General features: G+C 48.9%; 23 protein-coding genes. All 23 read right to left on the bottom strand.

All coding sequences use genetic code 11. The features are described 5' to 3' along the window. Positions 1-62: 62 nt before the first annotated feature. On the bottom strand, positions 63-953 hold the full coding sequence (locus ABJ225_RS15330; RefSeq protein ID WP_347320982.1) for a TIGR03943 family putative permease subunit: 891 nt from the start codon (positions 951-953) through the stop codon (positions 63-65). A 13-nt stretch (positions 954-966) separates the two neighbouring features. Beyond that, positions 967-1,956 carry a permease gene (locus ABJ225_RS15325; protein ID WP_063191970.1) on the bottom strand — a complete coding sequence of 330 codons (990 nt, stop codon included), beginning with the start codon at positions 1,954-1,956 and terminating at the stop codon, positions 967-969. Positions 1,957-2,183: 227 nt separating this feature from the next. Beyond that, the gene (locus tag ABJ225_RS15320) at positions 2,184-2,819 is read right to left on the bottom strand and encodes a YesL family protein (RefSeq protein WP_347320981.1); all 636 of its coding nucleotides are present in this window, start codon (positions 2,817-2,819) and stop codon (positions 2,184-2,186) included. A gap of 28 nt (positions 2,820-2,847) precedes the next feature. Next, on the bottom strand, positions 2,848-4,140 hold the full coding sequence (locus ABJ225_RS15315) for a Gfo/Idh/MocA family protein (protein ID WP_063191971.1): 1,293 nt from the start codon (positions 4,138-4,140) through the stop codon (positions 2,848-2,850). Positions 4,141-4,173: 33 nt separating this feature from the next. Further along, entirely contained in the window at positions 4,174-5,289 is a 1,116-nt protein-coding gene (locus ABJ225_RS15310; protein WP_347320980.1) for a glycoside hydrolase family 88/105 protein, read from the bottom strand. Positions 5,290-5,322: 33 nt separating this feature from the next. After that, positions 5,323-6,165, bottom strand: a complete 843-nt coding sequence (locus ABJ225_RS15305) for a carbohydrate ABC transporter permease (protein ID WP_048004850.1) — start codon at positions 6,163-6,165, stop codon at positions 5,323-5,325. Positions 6,166-6,182: 17 nt separating this feature from the next. Beyond that, the gene (locus ABJ225_RS15300) at positions 6,183-7,103 is read right to left on the bottom strand and encodes a carbohydrate ABC transporter permease (RefSeq protein WP_142130386.1); all 921 of its coding nucleotides are present in this window, start codon (positions 7,101-7,103) and stop codon (positions 6,183-6,185) included. 152 nt (positions 7,104-7,255) lie between these two features. Continuing rightward, positions 7,256-8,566: an ABC transporter substrate-binding protein gene (locus ABJ225_RS15295; RefSeq protein WP_056539198.1), complete on the bottom strand. Its 1,311-nt coding sequence runs from the start codon at positions 8,564-8,566 to the stop codon at positions 7,256-7,258. 427 nt (positions 8,567-8,993) lie between these two features. Continuing rightward, positions 8,994-9,635, bottom strand: coding sequence for a hypothetical protein (locus tag ABJ225_RS15290; RefSeq protein ID WP_347320979.1), 642 nt, complete (start codon positions 9,633-9,635; stop codon positions 8,994-8,996). Next, positions 9,632-10,051 carry a permease prefix domain 1-containing protein gene (locus ABJ225_RS15285; RefSeq protein WP_048004848.1) on the bottom strand — a complete coding sequence of 140 codons (420 nt, stop codon included), beginning with the start codon at positions 10,049-10,051 and terminating at the stop codon, positions 9,632-9,634. Before ABJ225_RS15285 ends, ABJ225_RS15290 begins: the two co-directional genes overlap by 4 nt. Beyond that, entirely contained in the window at positions 10,048-10,377 is a 330-nt protein-coding gene (locus tag ABJ225_RS15280) for a PadR family transcriptional regulator (RefSeq protein ID WP_053429650.1), read from the bottom strand. The genes ABJ225_RS15285 and ABJ225_RS15280 overlap by 4 nt, the downstream gene beginning before the upstream one ends. Before the next feature lie 155 nt (positions 10,378-10,532). Further along, complete coding sequence (locus ABJ225_RS15275; protein WP_148985680.1) at positions 10,533-12,086, bottom strand: response regulator; 1,554 nt, start codon at positions 12,084-12,086, stop codon at positions 10,533-10,535. Next, on the bottom strand, positions 12,079-13,818 hold the full coding sequence (locus tag ABJ225_RS15270) for a sensor histidine kinase (protein ID WP_079514257.1): 1,740 nt from the start codon (positions 13,816-13,818) through the stop codon (positions 12,079-12,081). The genes ABJ225_RS15275 and ABJ225_RS15270 overlap by 8 nt, the downstream gene beginning before the upstream one ends. A gap of 897 nt (positions 13,819-14,715) precedes the next feature. Further along, a complete protein-coding gene (locus tag ABJ225_RS15265) occupies positions 14,716-16,032 on the bottom strand; it encodes a hypothetical protein (RefSeq protein ID WP_056539208.1) in 1,317 nt (438 codons plus the stop codon). 14 nt (positions 16,033-16,046) lie between these two features. After that, on the bottom strand, positions 16,047-17,093 hold the full coding sequence (locus ABJ225_RS15260; RefSeq protein ID WP_347320978.1) for a M24 family metallopeptidase: 1,047 nt from the start codon (positions 17,091-17,093) through the stop codon (positions 16,047-16,049). 79 nt (positions 17,094-17,172) lie between these two features. Continuing rightward, positions 17,173-17,973 (bottom strand): 5-deoxy-glucuronate isomerase, encoded by an 801-nt coding sequence (iolB, locus tag ABJ225_RS15255; protein WP_218247374.1) that lies wholly within the window; start codon positions 17,971-17,973, stop codon positions 17,173-17,175. A gap of 134 nt (positions 17,974-18,107) precedes the next feature. Then, positions 18,108-19,157 carry an L-threonylcarbamoyladenylate synthase gene (locus tag ABJ225_RS15250; RefSeq protein WP_347320977.1) on the bottom strand — a complete coding sequence of 350 codons (1,050 nt, stop codon included), beginning with the start codon at positions 19,155-19,157 and terminating at the stop codon, positions 18,108-18,110. A 307-nt stretch (positions 19,158-19,464) separates the two neighbouring features. Then, positions 19,465-19,899, bottom strand: a complete 435-nt coding sequence (locus tag ABJ225_RS15245) for a GNAT family N-acetyltransferase (RefSeq protein ID WP_056539220.1) — start codon at positions 19,897-19,899, stop codon at positions 19,465-19,467. 98 nt (positions 19,900-19,997) lie between these two features. Then, positions 19,998-20,882 (bottom strand): stage II sporulation protein R, encoded by an 885-nt coding sequence (gene spoIIR / locus ABJ225_RS15240; RefSeq protein ID WP_347320976.1) that lies wholly within the window; start codon positions 20,880-20,882, stop codon positions 19,998-20,000. Between the two features lie 171 nt (positions 20,883-21,053). Next, positions 21,054-21,914, bottom strand: coding sequence for a peptide chain release factor N(5)-glutamine methyltransferase (gene prmC, locus ABJ225_RS15235; protein ID WP_218247371.1), 861 nt, complete (start codon positions 21,912-21,914; stop codon positions 21,054-21,056). Next, positions 21,914-22,987, bottom strand: coding sequence for a peptide chain release factor 1 (prfA, locus tag ABJ225_RS15230; protein WP_053429659.1), 1,074 nt, complete (start codon positions 22,985-22,987; stop codon positions 21,914-21,916). The genes prmC and prfA overlap by 1 nt, the downstream gene beginning before the upstream one ends. A gap of 120 nt (positions 22,988-23,107) precedes the next feature. Beyond that, positions 23,108-23,554 (bottom strand): hypothetical protein, encoded by a 447-nt coding sequence (locus tag ABJ225_RS15225; protein WP_053429660.1) that lies wholly within the window; start codon positions 23,552-23,554, stop codon positions 23,108-23,110. Between the two features lie 108 nt (positions 23,555-23,662). Next, positions 23,663-24,271, bottom strand: a complete 609-nt coding sequence (locus ABJ225_RS15220) for a thymidine kinase (protein WP_347320975.1) — start codon at positions 24,269-24,271, stop codon at positions 23,663-23,665. Positions 24,272-24,317: the final 46 nt, after the last annotated feature.

The following is a 24,317-nucleotide window of genomic DNA, read 5'->3' as shown; positions in this document are numbered from 1 at the left end:
CGTAATAATTACGATTTATAAGTCATTTGATACCCCGACCTCCCATCAAGGTCGGGATACCATCATTCGACTTTGATATAAAATTCTTCCACATACGGGTTTTCAGGCGGTTCCACCTTTTTAAAGACGGGATGCTTGATGACAGGCATCGCCATCCCATTGAATTCTGCCTTATCCAAGATCCCGCTCACTTGCACCCATGTGTCGGGTTCGAGGGCTGCGAGATCCTCACTTCTTGAAAGGATCCCGTAAACTGAAGCATCCGCGACACAGCACGTCACCGTGAAACGTGATATGACCACTTCATTCTTTGAAAATCCTTCGTCCTTGTAAATGAAGCCCGTAAGCTGGATCTCTTTCCCTATCGAGGAGTCGAGCTGTTCATCGACGACGCTGAGCGTCTGTATATATTGTTCATCCCTTACAATGATTTTTTCCTTCTGTTTGATCACGTCTTTCAATTTCTCATAATCTTTCTCCAGGGGAAACGTCCCGACGGGATCCAAACTCGCTTCTCCTCCGTGGACCGCTTCGACCGCTTTTCCACTCGATCTTTCTCCTTTATGAGGAGTCAACGTGAATAACCCATTCCCGACCTTCACTCCTCGCTTGGCAGCCACGGACCCATCCAGAAGTTGATCGGGAAGCAGGAAACCTGTGACCAACGGGAGAACAAACAGTGAGTTCACCACGAAGGGGCGCACCAACCCCCTTGGCACCTCATGGGCTTCACAGCCGCATTGACCCTTGGCATGGAATCCTGAGGTTCCCCGGATGATTTGAACCGCACCCAGAAGGAAGAAGACGCCTAACGCAAAATATAAATACCCATGCATCTTCGGTGCGACGAAGTTTTGAAGGTTGAATGTCAGAAGCAGCTTCAATAGGAGCAAGGCATAGCCGATCAATATCACCCCACGGATGTATGTATGGAACTGTTGGGTCGATTTCATGGTTCCCCCTCCTTCACGTCAAGATTCCAATCAGCATGGCACATGCATAGACCACGACGGTGACAATGAGAATGAACGCCACGACATATCTCTTCTTGAAATACGACAGCATCAGTAACGTGTTCTTAAAGTCGATCATCGGCCCATAAACAAGGAAAGCCAAAAGCGATGAAGCGGTGAACAAGCTGCCGAAAGAGGATGCGACAAACGCGTCTGCTTCCGAACAAAGAGAAATTACATAAGCGAAGATCATCATCACGGCAGGACCGATCAGGGCGTGTGACCCGATCCCCACCAGCAGCTCACGATCTAAGAACGTTTGAAAAATGGCTGCCACAAGGGCACCGATGATCAGAAATTTTCCCATATCGAAGAATTCATCACTCGCATGGGTCAACGTCAGCATGAGTTTGCTTCCTTGCTCATGATGATGTTGGTGAGGCCCGGTTCCTTTCAGCAGAGGATCCCTATTGTTGAATAACCGGTACCAAGCCCCGCCGATCACTACGGCAGCCACGAAACCGATCACCATCCTCCCCCACACGATCGTCCAGTCCGGCTGGAATGCATAATAGGTCGAAGCAAACACAATCGGATTCAAAATCGGGGCCGTCACCATGATGACAAGGGCCAGATGGGGCGGGACACCTTTTCGCATCAGCCTTCTCGCCACCGGCACAATGGCACACTCACAAACCGGAAGGATGGCCCCGACTATGGCGGCCGGGAAGATGGCCAGGTACGGGAATCGCTTCGGTATCAGCCTTTGCAATGTCTTCTCCGATACGAATACCTGGATCAGAGCCGAAGCAAATACACCGATCAGAATGAACGGGATGGCTTCCAATAGGATGCTAAGGAAGATCGTCGTGACATTCGCCAACCCGGAAGACAGGAGACTTGACGGAATTTCTATGAACTCACCGGCAAGGAATAGGATAACGAGACCGACAAACAACAAAAGTCCAGTCAGATCTTGTCCGATTGTTTTGAGTGTACCCACCTTTTCTCCCCCCTTTTTACAAATCGTAATAATTACGTTTTATATTATAATCTATGTAGCCATAAAAAAACTATGTTTCATTTTTCCTGTTCTCATTTTTCTTGATCTTCCTATTTCATTTCTATGCAGCAGCCTATAAAATCTTTCATTTTTTCTCGAAATGATAGACTATCAAATTACTTTTGGCATTTAAAAAGGATGCTAGCAAGCTAGCATCCTTTTTTCTATCAACTGTGGATAATCTCGTTTTTAAACTTAATATCGTCTATTGCACTGAAGCCTTTATACGCAAGCCACATATTCAAATGAACGAATAATGTGAACCCGAAAAGCGGGATGAAACCGGGAAATGAGATGAAAAAGTAATAGGTCGACAGTGTCGCAATGATCATGAGTACGAGATTCCCCGGCTGTAGGAAACCGATGAACAGCGCCTGCTTGAAGGTCTGGAAGAACTTCAGGTCGTAATGGACATAGACCGGTAGAATATACGTGAGCAGGATGATCAGGACGAATCCCATGAGCATGAGCAGGTACTGGATGATTGTATAGATCGTCCCTTCCATCTGACGGAAGAAGTGAAGGTCGACGTACCAGAGCAGTGCGAAGCCCGCCAATGAAAAGAACAGTCCGTTGGCACGGAAGAATTCTTTCCTGTAGGTACGCCAAAAGCTCCTGATGAGCGGAAGGTCTTCTACCCCCATGACCGCTTTACGGGTGACGGCATACATCGCCACTGTACTCGGACCTATCCCGAAAACCACTCCTCCAAGGAGGGTACAGCCGATCCAGAGCAGGTTCAAGATGGCAAAGTGCGTGATCCATCTGCAGAAGTTCAACACCCCATTGATCAATCGTCCCATTTCCATGGTATCCCTCTTTTCCGTTCCATTATTGGTGCATCGGTTCTTTCTTCATCAGTTCTTCAATCGTGACGGGACGGTGCTCCTTGACGGATCTCCATACTGCCTCACCCGTCATGACCGCATAGGCACCGTCCTCGCTTCCAGATAGGATCTTATACGGGCGGAGCGGATCTTCCCCGAGGAAAAGATCTTCCTGGATCAGGGGATCTCCCCCGCCGTGGCCGCCCTGATTCTTCACGACATGGATCACTTCCTTCGATCCGAAGAGCGGAAAATAGTCAATGGTCTGTTCCGGAACGGGGAAGGGCACCCTGGACGGCGCATGGAATTCCGTTGTTTCCAGACGGCCCTTTGTTCCGTTGATGGCCAGTCGATATCCTTCGTATGGCAGGGAGAAATTGATGGAATAGCTTAAAAGGCTTCCCCTGTCATACTTGACGGTGGCGGTATACGTATCTTCAATGGCAATCTCCGAATCGAAGATGCATTGATCGGGACGGTATCCGGTATACGTTTCCTTTCGCTTCTCGTCAGAAGTGATATGGTCGTCTTCTACCGTGATGCTGTTGCTCCTGGAGTTCCATCTGGAATAGTAGGAGCAATCCCGCTTCACCTCGCAGGTATGGCAGTGACGCCCGTCGACCTGGTCAGGATTGTATTCACTCTCATTCCCGTAGTAGTTCAGATCTCCGTACGCAAAGACTTCCACCGGTTTCTGGTCGAGCCACCAGTTGATGAGGTCGAAGTGGTGACTTGACTTGTGGATGGACAGTCCCCCGGAATGATCCCGGTTACGGTTCCAGCGTTGGAAATAACTCGATCCGTGATACGTATCGATATACCAATTCAAGTCGACGGACGTGATCCGCCCGAGCTTCCCGGACAGGATAGTCTCCTTGATCTTGGTGTGATACGGGCTGTACCGGTAATTAAAGGTGACTGTGACCTTTCCCTTGCTCTTTTTCTCCGCCTCCATTACCCTGCGGCTGTCGGCGGCGTTTGTGGTCATCGGCTTTTCTGAAATTACATCAAGATCATGATTAAGCGCTTTCTCAATATACGTGATATGAGTGTCATCGCGGCCTGCGACAATGATGACGTCAGGTCTCGTTTCTTCCACCATCCGTTCGAACTCATCTTCCTTATACTCAGGTACTCCCTGGGTGGACGGATGGTCCTGTTTACATACGGCAAACCGCTTCGGATCTTTATCCAGCAAGGCTACAAGTCTTGCCTGCTGGGTGAAGTTGTTCAGCATTGGCTGGATGAACATGGTGATTGCCCGGTTACTTACGCCGCATACGGCATATTTCTTCATTATGCATTCCTCCCCTTTGTTCATTATTCCATTCTATAGCTCTGGAAGGATATCCTGCATTTCAAGACTGCAAAGCACGAAAGAGCCGACGCCATGAAGATCATTTTCAATGACCGGCCGTTCCACGTAGTGTGTGTAGTCCCCCACCCCGGTGCCGATGCAGATTTCCGGCATGATGAAGAGACCGTTCTCGTCAAATTTCATCCGCTTCACAAGGGCGCGGTATCCTTTGATGGCAAACTCTTTGTAGCTTTCATCAAGGACGCCTGATTTCACGGCTCTTGCAATCGTGTAGATGAAAAGAGCCGAGCAGGACGTTTCGATCCAGTTTTTCGGATCATCGGCTTTGTCGACCACCTGATACCACAGATGCTTTTCAGGATGCTGATAGGAAATCAGACTTTTGGAAAGATCCCTGAGGGCACCTGAGATTTCTTCTGTCGCATGATGTCCTTCCGGGAGGAAATCGAGGATTTCGTTAAAGGTGATCCCGTACCATCCGATGGCCCTCCCCCAGAATTCAGGCGATCTGCCCGTTTCGGGGTCTGCCCATGGCTGCACCTTCTGTTCATCCCATGCATGATGGTAAAGACCGGTCTTCTCATCAAGCGTGTGCTTCCTCATGAGACGCTCCTGTTCAAGGACCATTTCGAGGAGGGATGGATCACCATATTCCTTCCCATAGTTCATGGCGAACACACCGCCCATATAGAGGCCGTCCAGCCACATCTGGTAAGGGTAGCGGTCTTTATGCCAGTAGCCCCCGTCAGACGTGCGGTTGAGTGTCGGGAACATATTCAATAGTTTCGTAGCGGCGATTTTATATCTCGGGTCATCCGTTTCCCGGTCAAGGGTGAAGAGAAGGAGGCCAGCCTGGATGGCATCCAATTCCCTGCGGCTCCAGAGGAAGTTTCCGTTCTCATCGATATTGTGATCGACATATTCCTTCACATAATCAAAGAACGCATCTCCCCCTATCTTTTCCCGAAGCTGGAGCATGCTCACCAAGAATACTCCCTGATGATAATGCCATTTTCCGTCAGGCGGCAGTTCACTCGCCTTGTAGGCTGACATGAGGGATTCACAGGCTGCCTTCCCCCATGCAAGCGGTGATGTCAATTCATTCTTCCGATTGAGTGCTGTTTCCATTCCACGTTCACTCCCGTTTAAAGTTTTTTCATATTATCCTTTCAATCCGCTCGTACTGATTCCATCCACGATGTAACGTTGGAAGAAGAAGAAAATGACGAAGATCGGAATGATACTGAGCGTCGACATGGCGAACATCGCTCCCCAGTTGGTGACGGAGTTCGGGTCAGAGAATAGCTTCAGGGCAAGGGATACCGGATACTTCTCCGGGGTGGACAAGTAAATGAGCGGACCCATGAAATCATCCCATCTCCAATAGAAGGAGAAGATGGCTGAAGTCATCATGGCCGGTACGACAAGTGGCACAATGACCCTGAAGAAGATACCGAACGTGCTGCATCCGTCGATCTTCGCTGCCTCATCAAGCTCCACCGGGATGGTCCGGATGAACTGCATGATCAGGAAGATGAAGAACGGGATCCCGAAGAAGGTCGGGAGGATGAGCGGCAGATACGTATCGATCCAGCCGAATTTGTTGAACATGATATACTGCGGGATCATGACCATCTCGAACGGCAGCATCATGGTAAGCATCATACAGATGAACCAGATGCTTTTACCCCTGAACTTGATCCGTGCAAATCCATAGGCAATGATCGTGGAGGATATGATGCTTCCCACCGTGGCGACGACGGCAATGATGGCCGAGTTGATGAAGAAGGTCTTGAAAGTGATACCGGCGAACCCTTCCCACCCTGTGATATAGTTCTCAAAATGGAGTTCATCAGGTATCAGTGAATAGGCGTTGACGAAAACGCTGGAGCTCTCTTTCAATGAGCTGCTGACCATCCAGACGAGGGGATAGATCATGATGAGGGTGAACACAATCAACAGCGTGTGCTGGACGATTTTGAACGTGCGTTTCTTATTCTGCATATGCGCTTCCTCCTTCCCTATTTGTTATCGGATTCATAGTGAACCCAGTGCTTGGATGTTTTGAAGATCAGACCTGTCAGGACGGCGATGATGATGAGCATGAACCAAGCCATGGCGGATGCATACCCCATATCGAAGTATTCAAATGCCCTTCTATACATATACAGGACGTACAAGAGCGTACTGTTCACCGGACCGCCGTTGGTGACGACGAAGCTCGGCGTGAAGGCCATGAAGCCCTGGATGATCTGCATGATCATATTGAACAGGATGACCGGTGTCAGAAGCGGCAGGGTGATGATGAAGAACTGCTTGATCGGAGAAGCCCCGTCCACACTTGATGCTTCATAATAGGTTTTCGGGATGTTCCGCAGCCCTGCAAGGAAGATCAGCATGGAAGAACCGAACTGCCATCCGTACAGGACGATCAGCGTCCAGATCGCCGTCTTCGGATCACCTAGCCATGAATGGGTCGGAATTCCGAGAAGGGCAAGGATGGAGTTGAATGCCCCGTCGTTCCCGAAAAGCTGCCTCCACATGATCGAAACCGCGATGCTTCCACCGACGACGGATGGAAGGTAGAGGAGAGTACGATACAATCCCGCCATTTCGACCACCTTATTGAGGGCGAGTGCTACAAGGAGGGCGAAGATGAGTCGGAACGGAACGGCGACACCTGCGTACATGAGGGTGACTTTGAACGATTGCCAGAACGTTTCATCCCCTGTGAACATCCGTACGTAGTTGTCAAGGCCGATCCAGTTCGGCTCACTCATCAGATCATAGTCTGTAAATGATAGATACAGTGAATAGAGGATAGGATATAAGGTCAATAGGAAGAACCCAAGAAGGAATGGCGAAATGAACAAGTATCCTGTCACATTCTGATAGTCGGATTTTTTCTTCCGTTTCGGACCGGTGGGCTTCAATTCGGTGATAGGCTTTGGATCAACGGCAGTCTCTCTCAGTACCGGAATCGGATCATCTGATTTATTCGGCAGCACGAAGGTCCACCCCTTTCTTCAATATGATGGAATAATGGCGGCCCGGTCAGGTTCGCCGGGCCGTAACAAATGCTATGGGGATAAGCTTACCTGCCCAGGATGCTTTCTGCTTTCTTGCGGAATTCTTTTGCTCCGTCTTTTGGTGACAGCTGACCGTACATGACAAGCTCATCCACTTCCTGCAGGGCACCTAGTACTTCTGACGCCTGTTGAGGATAGTTGGAATCGATCGGAGAACTGTTGTCGGTCACCATTTCGATATAATCGAATACTTTTTTGTCCGTCTCGCTCAGTGTACTGGCCATTTCATTACGGATCTCTTCTTTGATCGGCACTCCACGGTCGGAACCACCGATTTCATACACTTCAATATTATTCGTAAAGAAGTCGATGAAGCGCGCTGCCTCTTCCTTATGCTTGGAGTTTTCACTGACTGACCAGAGCATGGCAGGTTTCAAGAACATCCCTTCCCTGTTGTTGTCACCCGGCAGAAGGGTCATGGCAAGCTCCTGTTCACTTGCACTGTCAAGGGCCGTAGCCTGGTTGGACCAACGGAAATCAAATGGCGCTTTGCCGTGAACGATGAGCTCATCTTCCACCCCTTTGATCTGTTGGATTGTGTCGTAACCAGGTGCTACTCCCTCGTCGACCATCTTCTTGTTCATTTCAAAGTAATCGCTCAGCAGCTTATCATCTTTATAGCCAAGAGCCGTTCCGTCTTCGCTGAAGAGCTTCTGACCTTTTTCCCTCAAATAATATTCGAATAGGTTCTTAGGTTCCATGAGTCTGGTTCCAAATTCACCGGTCTTTTCATGGACTTTTTTAGCGATATCCATATACTCATCCCAAGACCAGTTGCCATCCAAGTTCTCTACTCCGACTTCCTTCAGCATGTCGACATTGTAGAATGCGGTGAGGGCGTTGGTCCCTGTCGGAATTCCAAGAACCTTATCTCCCTGCTTCCCGGAATCCATGATGATGTCGCTTACGCCATCTACGTTGATGGTGCCGTCTTCCACATATTCAGAGAGGTCTGCGAGAAGGTTCTTATCGGCGTACTGATTGAGATACTCCCCGAAGTTCTGCTGCATGATATCAGGCAGGTTGTTCCCGGCTGCCTGAGCGGCCATCTTCTCGAAGTATCCGTCAAAGCCTGTGAATTCAGAAGTGATCTTGATATCCGGATTTTCTTCTTCGAATTTCTTGATGATCTCCTGTGTCTGGTCATGACGGCTTTGAGAGCCCCACCATGTCATTCTCAGTTCTACTTTGCCGTCCTTCGTCTTGCCGTCCTTGCTGTCTGAAGAACTCCCTGTTGAAGATGAACATCCTGCGAGGAACGTCGTCAACACCAATCCAAGTGCCATGGTTTTCATTACTTTCGGTTTCCATCTCATCCCTTTGAACCTCCCTTTATATTGAAAGCGTTTTCTTATGTCTTGTTTTATCTTAATGGATTAGGATAATTGATTAAATAAAATTTTCAGATATCTTTGTATAAAAAACAGACTTTGTTTTTTCCTTGGGACGTTTTTCTACTACCTAATACCGCTGTTGATTTCCGCGAACTTGTAGGGATCGATCCCTAAAGCGGTCCGTTCCTTTCCGCTACAGGCACTTGCTTTCCGCGGGGAGGAAGTCGAGCCTCCTCAGCTGCGCTTCCGGGGTCTCGAGCTTTCCTCCTTCCCGCAGGAGTCAAGTGCCTTCCGCTCCAATCCACTCTGAAGGATCAATCGTATCGTGCCTATAAAAAAACCCCATTGATAGAGAATAGACCTCTACAATGGAGCCTAAAATAAGCACTATTTTATACCTCTTGATCCATCACTCAACATTCCTCTTATAATAGTAAAAGTACATGCTGAGCGGCCACCAGGTGATGGCGAAGATTGGGTAGATGGCCCAGATTTCGTGGGGGGTGGTGATGGTGTTGACGGTGATGAAGAATGCACTGATGTAGATGGAGGCGATGATGGAGAATTCGAGGTGCCTCTTCGTTTTTGCATAGTACATGGACAATGGCCACCATAGGAAGACGAAGGCCGGGTAGACGGCCCATGGATGGGCCGGTTCGAGGAACAGGTTGAGTCCCGTATAGTACAGGATGGCGACGGCGCTGCCGATCCACGAGGCTGCATAGGTCCTTGCCCATCTGCCGAGTACGGTAAAGACGGACCAGCCGATGATGGGGAAAACGGCATAAAGGGCCCACGGATAATGAGGCGTGGTCCTCATGTTCTCGATGACCAGATACAGGACAAGGATGAAGCTGACGAGGTACGAAAACACCTTGTATCTCCCTTTTCGGGTAAAAAAAACAGAGACGGGCCAGAGGATCATGGCGTATGCCGGGTAAAGGGTCCAGGTGAGGTCGGGATGCCGGAGTACAAAGATGTTCGTCAACGTCAGGAAGATGACGATGAGCGCACCTCCCCCACTGGCATACGCGATATGCTGCTTTTTCATTTACGCCCACCTTTTTTCCTCAGCCTGTAATAATACATGGAGAGTGGCCACCAAAGGATGGCAAATGTCGGATAGACGAACCAGATGGTCTTCGGGGTATAGTAGAAATTGATGAACACGAAGAGGGCGATGATCAAGGCGCTTCCCCAAATGGAAAAGCCGAGATTGATCTTCGTCATATCCTTTTTGGCTGTGGGCAGGGTCTCCCCTACACCGAGCTCCCGCTTCAGATCCTTGATATCGCCGAAATCGACGATGGCTTTGTTGATGGCATCTTCTTCTTCCTTGCCCTCTGCCATCAGGTCATAGACCTTTTCCTCAAGGTTCTGGATGATTTCCAGTTTCAACGCTTCTGTTCTCTCACTGTAGGGCACATCGTCAAACAAGTCCTCTACATGATGCTGAATCTTCCTCAATTTAACCCCTCCATGAACACATCTATGATTTCTTTCGTCTGCTTCCATTCTGCTGCCGCTTCCCTTAAATAGGCCCTGCCCAATGTGGTGATGCGGTAATATTTCCGCTTTCCTCCATGAGAGACATCACCGAAATAGGATTCAATGAGGTCTTTTTTCTCGAGGCGCTGGAAGACCGCATACAGGGTCGCCTCCTTGATCTGGAAGCGATCGTCGGTCCGTTCGCTGATCTGCTTTGAAATTTCATATCCATACTGATCCTCTTCAAAGATCAGACGCAGGATGATGGAGTCCAGATGACCCCGGATACTGTCGCTTCGAATGATCGTTCACTCCGTTCAGAAAAGGGTTCTACTATAGAAGCTCCTTTACATTGGTATATCTCATAGAGTAATTTTACGATTTATTACTCTATGTGTCAAAGTAATTTTTCATGTAAAAAGGAGGCAACCTCAAATGGATCACCCCCCTCTCTTCATAATCAAACCTGTTCCCTGTTTAAATACTCCTTTGGTGTCACCCCGACATACTTCTTGAACACCTGTCCGAAATACCTCGGGTTATTACCGAAGCCCACCGCCTCGGCGACTTCGAAGACCTTGATCTCCCCGCTGCGTTCCATGAGGTCTACCGCTTTTTGGATTCTTTTATCCAACAGGTAGTTGGAGAATTTCTCTCCTTTTTCCTTTTTGAACAGCTTGCCGATATAGTCTGAGTTCATATAGAGGACGTCGTTGGCCACCTGAGAGAGGGAGAGGTCGGGATCAGATAGATGCTCATCCACGTAGTCCATCATGCGCTGGATGATGCTGCTCTGTGAGACCTTATTCCGCTGAAACCGCTCGCCTGCAATGTCACGTGCTGCATTTTCGATGAAACTCCTCAATTCTTCGAAGGAATCCAGGTTGCTGACGATCATCACGTCTTTGAGGAGATCATCCATCCTTTGTGACTGACGAATCATGAGCATGAACAGCTCAATGCAGTGGGATTTCAATACATTGACGGGATAGCGCTTCTCGTCGATCTCGATAAAAAAATGCCTCAGATGGCACTCGGCCTCTTCCACGTTTCCACTTTTCAGCATATAGAGGAACTCATCGTGATCAAAAAGGAGGGTATCATTGCTGACGGCCTCATCCCTTACGTCCCTTGTCGTCAGGATACTGTTATTCCCCAGATAAAAACTTTGGGACAAGCAGGAGATCGTCTCCCCGTATGCTTCTTTCAGTCCTTCCGGCGTGCTCGGTTCACTTAAAGCCGTGGTAAACGTTTTACGATAATATGTGGAATACTCTTTCCTGAACTCCTTGATATGTTCGATGAGCTCCCGTTCTCCGGCGGCTTCTCCTTCAATGAGGAGCAGGATGCGCTCTCCGGTGATAGTGGACAGGATGATGTGGTGATGCTTCAACAGCTCGTTCGTCAGTGCTTCCTTCAAAACGAAGCGCTCATCGATGTCATGATCATCATCAAGATGGAATACAAGAATCCGGTACGTCTCTTCCCTGAGATCAAAGAGCTTCCCGTAGTGCTCCCAGTCTTCCGGCCAATAGGTCTTTCCCGTAAGGTAATCCTTGAGGAACTGTTCCTTAGCGATGGGAAGGACCCTGTACAGACTTTGCTGGATTTCCTGATAGACCTCCTGCTTCTGCTTTTCTTCATCAAGCCCCTCTACGATTTGTTGAAGGGCCTCCTCTATCTTCTCTTCGTTGCTCGGCTTCAGAAGATAATGCTTGACGTTATACTCCATGACCCCTTTTGCATATTCAAACTCATCATAACCCGAGAGGACGATGAACCGGATATGGGGATGGATAGCGTGAACCTTCTGGATGAGCTCCACCCCGTTCATCCCTGGCATCTTGATATCAGTAATGACGATATCGACGGGGTTTTCCCGGATCCACTCGTAGGCCATCACCCCATTATGCGCCTTGTACGTCAATTCCGTTCCGCACTCTCCCCAGCGCACGAGGGCTGCGATCCCCTCCAGGATATTCAGCTCATCATCTGCAATCAACACGCTATACATGTCCTTCACCTCCGCTATAAGGTATGATGATCTTCACTTTTGTCCCGACACCCGGGGTCGACTCGATCCTGACCCCGTATTCCTCACCGAACATGAGCTTGATCCGTTCAATGATATTCTTCAGTCCTATGCCTGAGCTTTTGGAGTGGATCTCTCCCCTGTAGATCGCCTGGATGCGTTCCTCGCTCATCCCCGGACCGTTATCCTCGACAACGATCTCGATCTCCCTGCCCTTCGGATATATATAAACATTGATTTCGCACTGGGAGGTCATCTCCTCGAGACCATGGGCCATGGCATTTTCGACGATTGGCTGGATACTGAGCTTCGGGATCAAGTGGCTCTCCAAATCCAATAAGCTGTGGGATGAGAATTTCAATCGATTTTCAAACCGATATTCCTGGATGGTGACGTAATGCTTCACGATTTCCATCTCATCCTTCAGGGTCACAAGGGCTTCTTTCTTACTGATGATATTTCTCATCATATTACCCAGGGCCTCCACCATGACGGAAATCTTCTTTTGTTGGCTGATCCTCGCCATCCAGTTGATGGAATCAAGGGTGTTGTAGAGGAAATGTGGATTGATCTGCGCCTGCAGCGCCTTATACTCGGTTTCTTTGATCATAAGCTGCTTTGTATAGTTTTCCTTGATCAGCTCATTGATCTTATCGATCATGATGCGGAAGTTGGAGTGAAGGAGACCGATCTCGTCTTCATTTTCTGTCTCTGTCCGCTCAAGGCCGTGTTCAAAGTTCCCCGATTGCACTTCTTTCATATTCCTCGACAAATTCTCGAGTGGCTTCGAGATGAATTCTGCCGCCTTCCTGCTTACGATGATGGAGAGGATGAACATGGAGATGAAGGTGAAGATCATGATACTCTTCACGACGGCATTCTGCTGGGTGATATCACTGAACGGAAGGAAATGATAATAGGTAAGATCGGAAAAGCGCGAATGCACATAGGTGGTCATATAATCTTTTCCATTGACGCGCTCATTCTCATACCCGTTCCCTTTTTCCTCATCTGGCGTTCGGATGGGCCCGATTTCACTATCCGGATTCTGATAGAAGATCTCATCCCCATTGGTGATGATGAAGTTTTTGTTCGGGGAAAAATTAAGGGCTTCCTCGATCAGTTTGTTCATATCAACGGATATGATCAAATAGCCCATTTTCTTGAGCTCGAGATTCTCCTTTGAACGGATGAGACGCGCAGAGGAAATGATGTTTTCCTCTTCTTTATTCTTCGACCATACATTGGACCCTTTGGAGGCAGCGACGATGGGGAGAATTTCTTTCTTATCAAGTTCTACCTTGGTATTGAATCCGTACGTGTATTTTGAGCCTGTACTGTCGATGACCTGGATGGCGGCGATGTAGGGTTCTGAGGTGGCAAAGTAAAGGAGCCGTTCCTGAAGGCGGACTTTCGCCTGATAGATGTCAATATTGACGTCGCTATCCTGGATGATGCGGAGATCTTTCTGGACCTGGTCGTCCGTGATGACCTGGAAGGATAGATCTTCAACGCCTGCCAGTTCTTCGTCGAGGACGGTGGAGGAAAGTTGGAGCATGGCAGCCGATTCCTCCGAGATCCTGTCTTCGTACATGCTGGTGAAGAATTGGTAGCTGATGATTCCCAAGAGGCCGAATATGGTGAGGAGGAGGAGGGAGACTGCAAATATTTTGTTGCGGATTTTCAAGTTTCGGAATATAGGTTTGATCTGCATGCCCTGGCTCCTCCGATCGTTTCCGTCTATTATATCATCGCTTCCTGATCGTGAGAACGCTTACTTTTTTGGGCGGATCTGCTAGCTTGCTAGGATTACGATGATTTAGGAGACGAAAGAATGGTGTTCAAATCTCATGGTTCACCCATGTATTTGCTTTGAGTGAGATAATATGGGGAGCGTTCCGTTTCGCTGCGGGTGGCCGCTTTCCGCGGGGCCGGTGGTGAGCCGCTTCGGCTACGTCTGCAGGGTCTCACCTACCTGCCTTTTCCGCAGGAGTCCGCCACCCTCCGCTTCACTTCACTCTTTGATGCTGAAAGTAGAGTTTTGATTAATTAGTAATACTAAAAGGGCTAGATTAAAATGACCGGGTTGCACAAAAGTTGTCTTTAGACTGGATTGCACGTTCTACTCAGAAGGGTTTGACAAGGGGGTTCCCTATCAACCTTTCATCCAGAAGCAAGGAGGTCATTGAAGCGAAAAAGGAACCGGGCATCATTCTACAAATTGTTTTTTGAAACCGGTCTACCTTACCGCTCTCTCATTCAAAACCAAAGAGTGCATTGAAGCGGAAGGCGCTTGACTCCCTCGGAAAAGGAGGTGCGGGGAGACCCCGCAGGCACGAGGAGGCTCACCGCCCTCCCCGCTGGAAAGCAAGCGCCTGTAGCGGAAAGGAACGATCTCTTCCCAACTCTCACTTTTCTAAAAGAATTCTAGTGTTCCCCAGAGGGAGGCAAGGCCTACACCCACTACTTCTCTAATAAAATTCACCGGTCCATTCTAAATGAGATGAATTTCGATACCAGTCCACCCCACCACGATTCCTATCGAAAATCAAAGAGTACATGGAAGCCAAGAGGAACGGTCTCCTTCAAAAACCCAAAAAGAAGAAAGCCCTCAAGCTTCCTTCTTAAGACCAGCCTCTTCGCCCAGGGCCCCTGATGCTTTACGGACAATATATATCACAGCGAAAAGACCGACCAATTCCCCAATCGAAACGGCAATGGCCCCGTTTGTACCATTCCACTGCGGAACCATATAAACAAGCAGGGTGAGACATACAACAGCAGCCACGATATTCATCACCTGAGCCATGAGCATTTTCTTCGTCAACCGCTTCAGCATCAGGAAGCCATTCAAAAAGTCCACCCAAGGGAAAACAAGCGTTTTGAAGAGAAAGAACTGCATGACATAGAGTGTAGTCTTGGATAGTTCTGGATCCGCCCCCATCACCGAGCTCATGAAGACATCTCCAATCGGCGTATAGCAGAGAATGATCAGAAGAAAAGAAGGCAATAGGCTCACAAAGGAGAAAAATCTGATCACCTTTTTCTTGTTCTTATCATACAGCTGCAGAACGAGCTGATGCGTGTACATAAAAAAGCTTAAGAGTAAGTTCACGATACTATAGGCAAGGGCAAAGGAAGCGATACTCATTTCAATATTTTGAGACTGAGAAAGGAAGATATAAATAATCGGGATCAAAAAGGTCTGAATGACGAAATAGAAGACAAGGGGTGTGTAGAATTGCGAGATCTCCTTAATAGTCAGACCCGGACCTTTTGCGGGGTAATAGGTTTTCAAAAGACCGTTTCCCTTCCAAACACTGATGGCACATTCCACCATCATACCGATGAGAAAGATCATGGCACCCGCCATACTCGTTACATGATCAAATGCAACAAACAAATAGGCGGCCAAAAACATGAGGAACAGCCGAACAACGACCATGATCGAAAGCCACTTGGTTTCAAGCTGACTAATAATGATCCCCTGATAGATTCCTCTTATCCCGGAAAATATGATAACAAGGAAGATTACTTTAAACGTGTCCGAAATGGTCGAGACCATATTGAGATCGGCATTAAAAAGGGTCACATATACCCAATCCCCTACAGAGGTATAAGCCAATAGCAGACTGAATCCTGCAAGCAGGGCAATCACAATAAGCATGAACATATTTAATTTCTTAAATCCAGGACGGTCCTTCACAAGGGTCGAGCACGTCTGCCGGAACACAATGATCGGCCGTTCTACGATACCGAATAGCGAAAGGGCCACGGCGTAGCAGGCAATAATGAACGCCGCATTCTCCCCCCTGCTCAGCGTGCCATTGATAATGATGTGTGTGAGAGACGTCAAGCTCGCGGAAAAGCCGAGCGGAATGAAGAATGCTGCAAGTTTCCCATAGGTGAATCGTGTGGATTGGTCCACTTTACCCCTTCTTTCTAAAGTCTGCGCCTCACCAGGATGGCGGGCCGCTCTTGTTGTGCTCCATCCAGCTGAACCGTTTCCACAGGGAAGTCACCCGTGAAAGTGAGAATCTTTGGTTCATCTTCCACTAGAATGGTATCTTCTGATTTTACTCCTGCTATACTTGGGTTCCAAGCATAAATCTGATCATTTTTCACATGTTTTGCGGAAAGTCCGGGAAGAAGGAGCTGCTCACGGGAAGCGAATCCGCTTAATCCACCCTGATGATGGAACGTCCATTCATCAGGAAATCCTGTATCTTCATAAGCTTGTTTCATTTCGCTGAAAAGATGCGCGTAATCAACACCGGGACGGGTGGCATTGATCATGCGCGCATCAATGGTGGTGACAGCTTCATGTCTCCTCGTGAGATCTCCGCCCGGACTGCCGAAATGGACCAAGCGCGAGACAGACATGAACCTTCCATTCCTTCGGCCACACAGGACAAGCATAACGTACTCGTCAATCCCTGTATTCGTCGGCAGTGGATGCCTTCTTGTAAACACCCGGCGATCTGCAGCCACCAGGTTCACCACCGGTTCTATCCCCCTTTCCCAGCAGGCTTTCGCCATGAGTCCGGCCACTTCGAACTCTGTCATCCCCCTTGTAAGATGGAAGGCTGTACTCTCGGTGGCCGCACCCGTTTCTTTCCCGAACGTTTTCACCTCTTCCTTCTCACCAGGAAGGACGGTGGTCCGCAGGGGCTGCAGGATTCCCTCCAGCTCCTGATCTGTCGTATAGCCCTCCATGGAAAGGGGCTCATACCAGGGAAACTCCCGAACGTCATCGAAATGTGAGCCGAACTCCTCCTCGATCAGTCTCTTGCTCTCTATATTGTTCACAAACAAGGTAACGTCTTCCCCTGTCAGGAGGATGGAGGCCACTGCCCTTTCTGTTGCCGGGTTGACATGACTCCTCCCACCTGTCAGCCATGATACATTTTTTTGCTGTGTGAGGAGGACCGCTTTTGTATGGCTTTCTGCGAGAGCCTTCCTGAGCGCTTTCACTTTCTGTTGAAACAAATTCATTTGGCCACTTCCATTCTTTTCGTGATTTTCGTGAAAAAAGGCCCTGCACATTTCGGTGCAGAACCGTTGGATCTTATTTGTCGTGAAGCCATTTATGATCTGGGTCTTCATATGGATTGAGCTTGCGTCCGGTTTCTCCGGCCATGAACCATAGGTAATACACTCTATAACCGCCGGCGCTTCCGACGGGATGGTAGCCTACATCAATGGCAAAGCTGTCCCCGTGGCGAATCGGATAGGCGGTGTCGATGGATCCGTCTTTTGTATAGTGGTGCTGGACACCGAAGCCTTGTTCGGGATCAACCTGATAATGATAGATTTCTTCGAGATTCGGTTCTTCGGGAGCGAATTCCCCGTCATGTTTGTGAGGTGGATAACCTGACCACTGACCTTCATCATTGATCGTTTCCCCGAGGACGATGCGGTCTACCTTGCCATCTGCATTGTCAGCAAGAATGTCATAGACGGTCCTGTTCCACTGCTTTTCCCCGCGCTTATGAACCGTGACTTGATCCGGACCGACGACGAACGGTGCAAATTTATTTTCGGCCTTCACCTTGCAGACGGCAATCTTGACGTCTGATTCCGCCTTCACGCTGAAAGAAGACTGAATCGGCACATACACGGTCGTCGCCTGGCCTTCAAACACGGAAGAACGACCGCCGAGATCTGTCCATTCTTCTCCGTCTGCCCCAATGCTAGCCTTACCGGTCAATATGACAAGAGCATGCTCATAGTCGCCTGTCTGCCCTGAAAATTCCTCTCCTTCATCAAGTTGGAGCTTTCCGAATGAAAGGAATTCGAGATGTTCATAGTCTTCTCCGAAGATATCCTGGTAGCCTTTTTGATCACTTGCTTTGATGAATCGTGTCATCATGCCATCCTCCTTAAAATAACAACGTTGTTATTTTGAAGTATACGTGATTAGTCAGAATGTTTCAACTCATAAATGAACAGAAGTGAAAAAAGATGATCCCGGATTTCGAACAAACCGGGATCATCTTCTCATCAAGGACGGAGAATGCGGTGGCCGGCTGCTTTTTGCAGACGGTTCATGACCGCGAGACCGACGCCCTCTTCCGGGAACACTTCGGAATAAATGATATCAAGTTCATATTTGTTGAACGCTCTCAGCGTGTCATACAAATGATGAGCGACGCTGAGCAGGTCGCTCCTGGATCCCGCTGTCAAGATGACCTCGGCTTCATAAAGAGAAGCAGATTCCTCCGTGGTTAGGACTCCCACTCTCAATCCTTCCCGCCTCCTGGCATCAACAAGCTTCTGGATGTCTTCACGGGTTCCCTCTACAAGGTAGACAGGGGCGTCCGGTGCATAATGGGTATACTTCATTCCCGGGGACTTCGGCGCACCTTTCCCTTCCTTCAATGAAGGATCCACGTCTACCCGGCCCACTACTTCTTCAAGCTGCTCCCTCGTGACGCCTCCCGGACGGAGGACCACAGGGATAGCCGACGTGCAATCCACAACCGTCGACTCCACCCCGACGCCCGTTTCACCAGCATCGACGACACCGGCGATCTTCCCATCAAGATCTTCAATGACATGATGGGCCGTTGTCGGACTCGGCCTGCCGGACCGGTTGGCACTCGGCGCAGCGATTGGAAGTCCGCTTTCTTCGATAAGGGAAAGGGCAACAGGATGGTCAGGCATCCTGATTCCCACTGAATCCAAACCGGCGGTTACACGTTTAGAGAAAACGCCTGGTTTATTTTTAAAGATCAAGGTGAGGGGACCCGGCCAGTATGCATCCATGAGCAGATGCGCCTTATCCGGGATCTCCTCGACCAGTTCATTCAGCTGTTGTTTGTTCGCAATGTGGACAATGAGTGGATTATCCGATGGCCTGCCCTTGGCAAGGAAGATTTTCTCCACAGCTTCATCAGAGGTAGCATTTGCTCCAAGGCCATAGACGGTCTCTGTCGGAAAAGCTACTGTTTCATTTTTACGTAAATGGGCAGCCGCATCCACAATCTGTGGATAACTTTTTTGGTTACCCACATCTTTTTCCACATTCCAAATTTTCATCATCGTGTTCATCCACCTTTTTCATTCGCTCGGCCACTTATTCACTGGATGGTGATAAACCCTTCATAAATAAGCTTTCTTTGCGATTGCTCTTTTGAAAGTATAAAAGAAAAAAGTGAATTTCTCAAGTGCTATCCACAATCCGTGAACAATTGACCATTGACTGTGGATAACCCTGTGGATGAGTGTGCATAATTTCTGAAAACATCAATTGTTTCGTCATTATTTTTTTCTCTTGCGGTTAGAAAGTCGCCCCATCAGGGGTAAAACGGTCCCTACTTTAACTCTTATTAGTCTCAGTTCATTATAAAGAACAATTTCACATATCCAGCTTCATGACCATACAGTTATCCACAGTGGATAACTTCTGCGCGTGGACGAATCCAGCTAAATCATCCACGAAGGAACTTTCACTGAATCCTAGGAGGTGAAAGAAGCGCAGGGAAGCCTGCCGGTTCGTGATGAGATAGAGCCGTTCTATTTCCTTTTCTTTGGCGAGTTTCAAGCTTTCCTGGAAAAGGGCAAATAACTCTTCGGTGCTGAATGACGGCGTGACGACGAGGGAACGCAGCAGCCCCACTTTACCGCGGGTCTCGATTCCCAATGTACCGATAATGTCTCCTTCTTCATTCTCTACGACAAGGAAGCGGTCGATGCTTCCGTATACGCCTTCCGTGCTTAAGTCCGCTTGCTTTAAAAAGGCAATGATCGGCAGTGCGTCGGCGATCACAGCCTGACGAATGGTCTTCGACATAGTGATTGTCCTCCCTTTTCTATCATCCTTACTGTAAGTGTATGAGTAGCTAGAGAAAGTAGAACATAAAAAGAGAGCCATATCGGCTCTCTTCAGGCTTATTGGAATAATCCTTTGACCATATCGACGATGAAGAAACGGACTTCGACTTCCTCCTCTTCGGCAAATACCGGTTGATTCTGAGTTTCCTCTGCATCAGATACGTTCACCTGTGCATCATCCGATTGAATTTCCTCGGTTAGGGGCTTCTCCGCTTTGACGGCTGGTTCTTCCACGATGGCATCTTTTTCGCCATTCGGTGTTGCCTTTTCCTCTGGTTCACTTGTAGGAGAGTCTTCCTGCTCATCTGATTGAGCGTCCGCTTCAGGCATTGTATCTTGCTTTACTTCTGGGTCTGCCATCACACGGTCATCCGCTGTTGTGACTTCCTTTCCGCTCGCTTCCACTTTCGTTTCAAATCCTTGGCTGCTGACGGCATTCCCAGTAGAGAAATCCAGGAAGCATAGGGGCGGATACAGGACGCACCACCAGTTCGCTCCTTCTCCTTTGCCGAGGGTGATCAGGACGGCTTCATATTCACCTGCAGGATAGAGGAACTGACCGTAAAGCTTGGTCGGAAAATCGACCTTACCGAATTCGATGGCTACACTCTGGCTTACTCCTTCTTCCTTCAACACGTCCTGGGCGATTTCCTTCAATTGCGGTAGTCTTTCCTTGATGACGCTCTTGGCTTCTTCCTTATCCTGAAGCTCGGATACCCAGCTGGTGATCTCCTTGTTGACCTCATCGCGGACGAGACGCTTGACGTTTTGATCTTCATCCCGGTCGCTATTGGCCAAAATCCTTAGCCTGATCGCATCCTCCGGGATCATGACGGTTTCCTGCGCACTTGTTACGGCTTCTTGCTTCGGAATATATAAACTCAAGATCGTGCCTACTGATAGAATGAGTAAGTAGCTTAATACCAATTGTTTTGTTTTCATGTTTCTCTCCACCTTCCCTTAGTCACATTGTGGACAAGGTGGGGACATCTTAAACTAGTAAAATGATTTTTTCTTTTCTTTCCGCTTACAGGTCAGATACTACCAGTCTTTCAATCTATCAGCTGGCTAAAACAAAAGCGCCCCTGCCTTCTCAGAAGACAGGGACGCTTGCTATGCTTGCTCACAGAAAACCATCCGGTCCTTTCCGTTGATGTCCATGACGACTTCAACGGACGATCGTGGAAATGCTTGTGTAAGCATTTCAGCCACTGTCTCTCCTTGTCCAGCACCGACCTCGAAGCCGATGAGGAATCGTTCGTTCATGATGCGAGGCAAGCCTTCCATGAACCGGCGATACAGGTCATATCCGTCTTCTCCACCAAAAAGGGCCAGGGACGGTTCATGATCCACTACCACCTCCGACAATGTTTCACGGTCGGAAAGGGGGATATATGGAGGGTTCGAAAGCAACACGTCGAGGGCGACTCCTTCTTCCATCAACGGCTGAAGCAGGTCACCATGATAGAATGTCACATCCGCCTCCAGGCGCTCTGCATTTCCTTTGGCCACCTCCAGGGCATCCGCTGAAACATCCACTGCCCTTACGTTCACATCTCCATCGTGCTCAAGAGCAAGGGAAATCGCGATGGCACCGCTCCCCGTTCCGATATCGGCGGCCTGAATGGTATGGGAGCCGTTGAACAGCCTTTTCATCCGCTCAAGGCTGTAATACACAAGCTCTTCGGTCTCAGGCCGCGGGATCAACACGTGACGGTTCACCGTGAAAGAACGTCCATAGAATTCCTCGCTACCAATCAAATGCTGGATCGGAATCCCGGATACGTGGGCATCCATGCCACTCCGGAACTCCTCCCATAATGAGTCTTCCAAGACCGTTTTCTGCTCAGCAAACAGCCTTGCCCGTGACATATCCAACAGATGACGGAGATAGAGCTCGCCCGCATTCTCATCCCGTCCGTGCTCCTTTAAAAAAGAAGAAGCCCATCTCAGGGCTTCGAATACCGACGGCATCAGACTTCTTCCATCCGTTCAAGAAGCTTGGATTGGTCTTCAATGATCAGGGCATCGATCACATCATCCATCTTGCCTTCCAGGATCTGATCGAGCTTCTGGATCGTCAAGCCGATGCGGTGATCGGTTACGCGGTTTTGAGGGAAATTGTACGTACGGATACGCTCCGATCGGTCTCCCGTACCGACTGCGGACTTACGTGTGGCATCATATTCAGCCTGTGCTTCGCGCTGGAATTTATCATACACACGTGCGCGCAGGACCTTCATGGCCTTTTCTTTGTTCTTGATCTGGGACTTTTCATCCTGACAGGATACAACGACACCGGTTGGCAAGTGAGTCAGGCGCACGGCCGACATGGTCGTGTTGACACTCTGCCCTCCAGGTCCGCTGGATGCAAAGGTATCGACGCGGATATCTTTATCATGGATATCGACTTCGACTTCTTCTGCTTCCGGCAGGCACGCGACGGTGGCTGTGGACGTATGGATCCTGCCCCCTGATTCCGTTTCAGGTACGCGCTGTACACGATGGGCTCCGTTCTCATACTTCATTTTGGAATAAGCGCCATTCCCATTGATCATGAAGATGATCTCCTTGTATCCGCCCACACCGGTGGAATTCGCTTCCATCACTTCGATCTTCCAGCCCTGGCTTTCAGCGAAACGGCTGTACATGCGATAAAGATCACCTGCAAATAGTGCGGCTTCATCTCCACCTGCTGCACCCCTTACCTCCATGATAACGTTCTTGTCATCATTCGGGTCTTTAGGGATGAGGAGGATCTTAAGGCGCTCTTCAAGGGCTGTGATCTGCTCCTCGAGTTCCGATACTTCTTCCTTCACCATTTCTCGCATATCGGCGTCCAATTTGTCCTCGAGCATGGCTTTGGCGTCCTTGTACTGTTGATTCAATTCTTTATATTCACGATAAGCTTCCACTGTTGCCTGGATATCAGATTGTTCTTTTGAATATTCTCTTAGCTTCTTAGGGTCATTCACAATTTCCGGATCACTCAGCAATTCGTTCAGCTTGTCATAGCGATCTTCCACTGCTTGTAAACGATCATACACAGCTATTCACCTCAATTTTAGTCCATAACAGTCTAATTATATTATACCGATTAGGTAAACACAAGATGGTTCACAATTGGAAGAAGACAAGCAGGACCTGCTCCTGCTTGTCGAAATAGGCTATTGTTCCGTGATCTTGACGTTCATATGAAAACGGGGCAGCGCCCTCTCAAGCTCCTCTTTGAGCATGGCTTCGTTTTTATCCAATTCCGAATGGCCCATCCGCTTCCGGGTGTGGGCCGTGACCCACATCTGATCGCCGTTGATCCATACTTCATCCGGTTCGAAGGATGACTCATCCGCCACCACTTGACGCGCTTTATCGACATACTGACCCATGGATGATGACGTAGCACCCGGCTGACTGGACAGGTTGGGAAAGTTCGGATTCCCATTCGACATATCCTGGACGTTACGATCAGATTGTTTCAGCCCATTCTTGTGGTTGTTCACGAATCGGGTACCGTTTTGATCTTCGTTCGTTCCAAATCCGGATTCCTGATTCACCCCACAGCCCGCTGTAAAGAGGACCACACCGCTACATAGACAAAAGATGATGTTCTTCATCTTCCAAACACCTCCTGATGGTTAGGTTTTCCCTATTCACTCGAGGTATACAGTCACAGGATTCATGGAAAAATATGCGCATAAAAAAACCGCCTCGGACAGAGACGGTCAGTTCTTCAGCATATCCGGAGTCACACTGACTCCAGTCGGGACTTCATGATGATGGCGGCATCTCGGCTCGTAAGCTTCCGATGCGCCTACAAGGATGATGGGATCATCATAGCATGCAGGTTCACCGTTTATGAGACGCTGAGTTCTGCTTGCCGGCGATCCACAGACGGCACAGACGGCTTGCAGCTTCGTCACTTGCTCGGCAATGGACAGGAGTTCCGGCATCGGTCCGAATGTCTCCCCCCGGAAATCTTGATCCAGCCCTGCCAGGATAACGCGATACCCACTGTTGGCAAGCTTCTGGGCTACTCCGACAATGGCATCGTCAAAGAACTGTACTTCGTCGATGGCGACGACGTCCACCTTCGGATTTAGATCTTCCAAGATGCTACTTGCATTCTCCATGGCTTTGGCAATCACGGATGTTCCATTATGGGATACCACGGATTCCTCACTATAGCGGTTATCCAACTTTGGTTTGTATACGGCAATTTCCTGTTTGGCAAATTGAGTGCGTCTGACCCGGCGGATCAGCTCTTCCGATTTACCCGAAAACATACTGCCGCAAATGACTTCAACCCAACCGGTCTGTTTCATGACATACACGAAAGCGTCGCTCCTTTCCCTGTTTCATCCTTATGTTAAGCATGCC

This window comes from Rossellomorea sp. RS05 (assembly GCF_039822645.1).
Classification (GTDB): Bacteria; Bacillota; Bacilli; order Bacillales; family Bacillaceae_B; genus Rossellomorea; species Rossellomorea marisflavi_B.
Note: the sequence above shows the minus strand (reverse complement) of the source record. Positions and strands in the feature narration are given on the sequence as shown.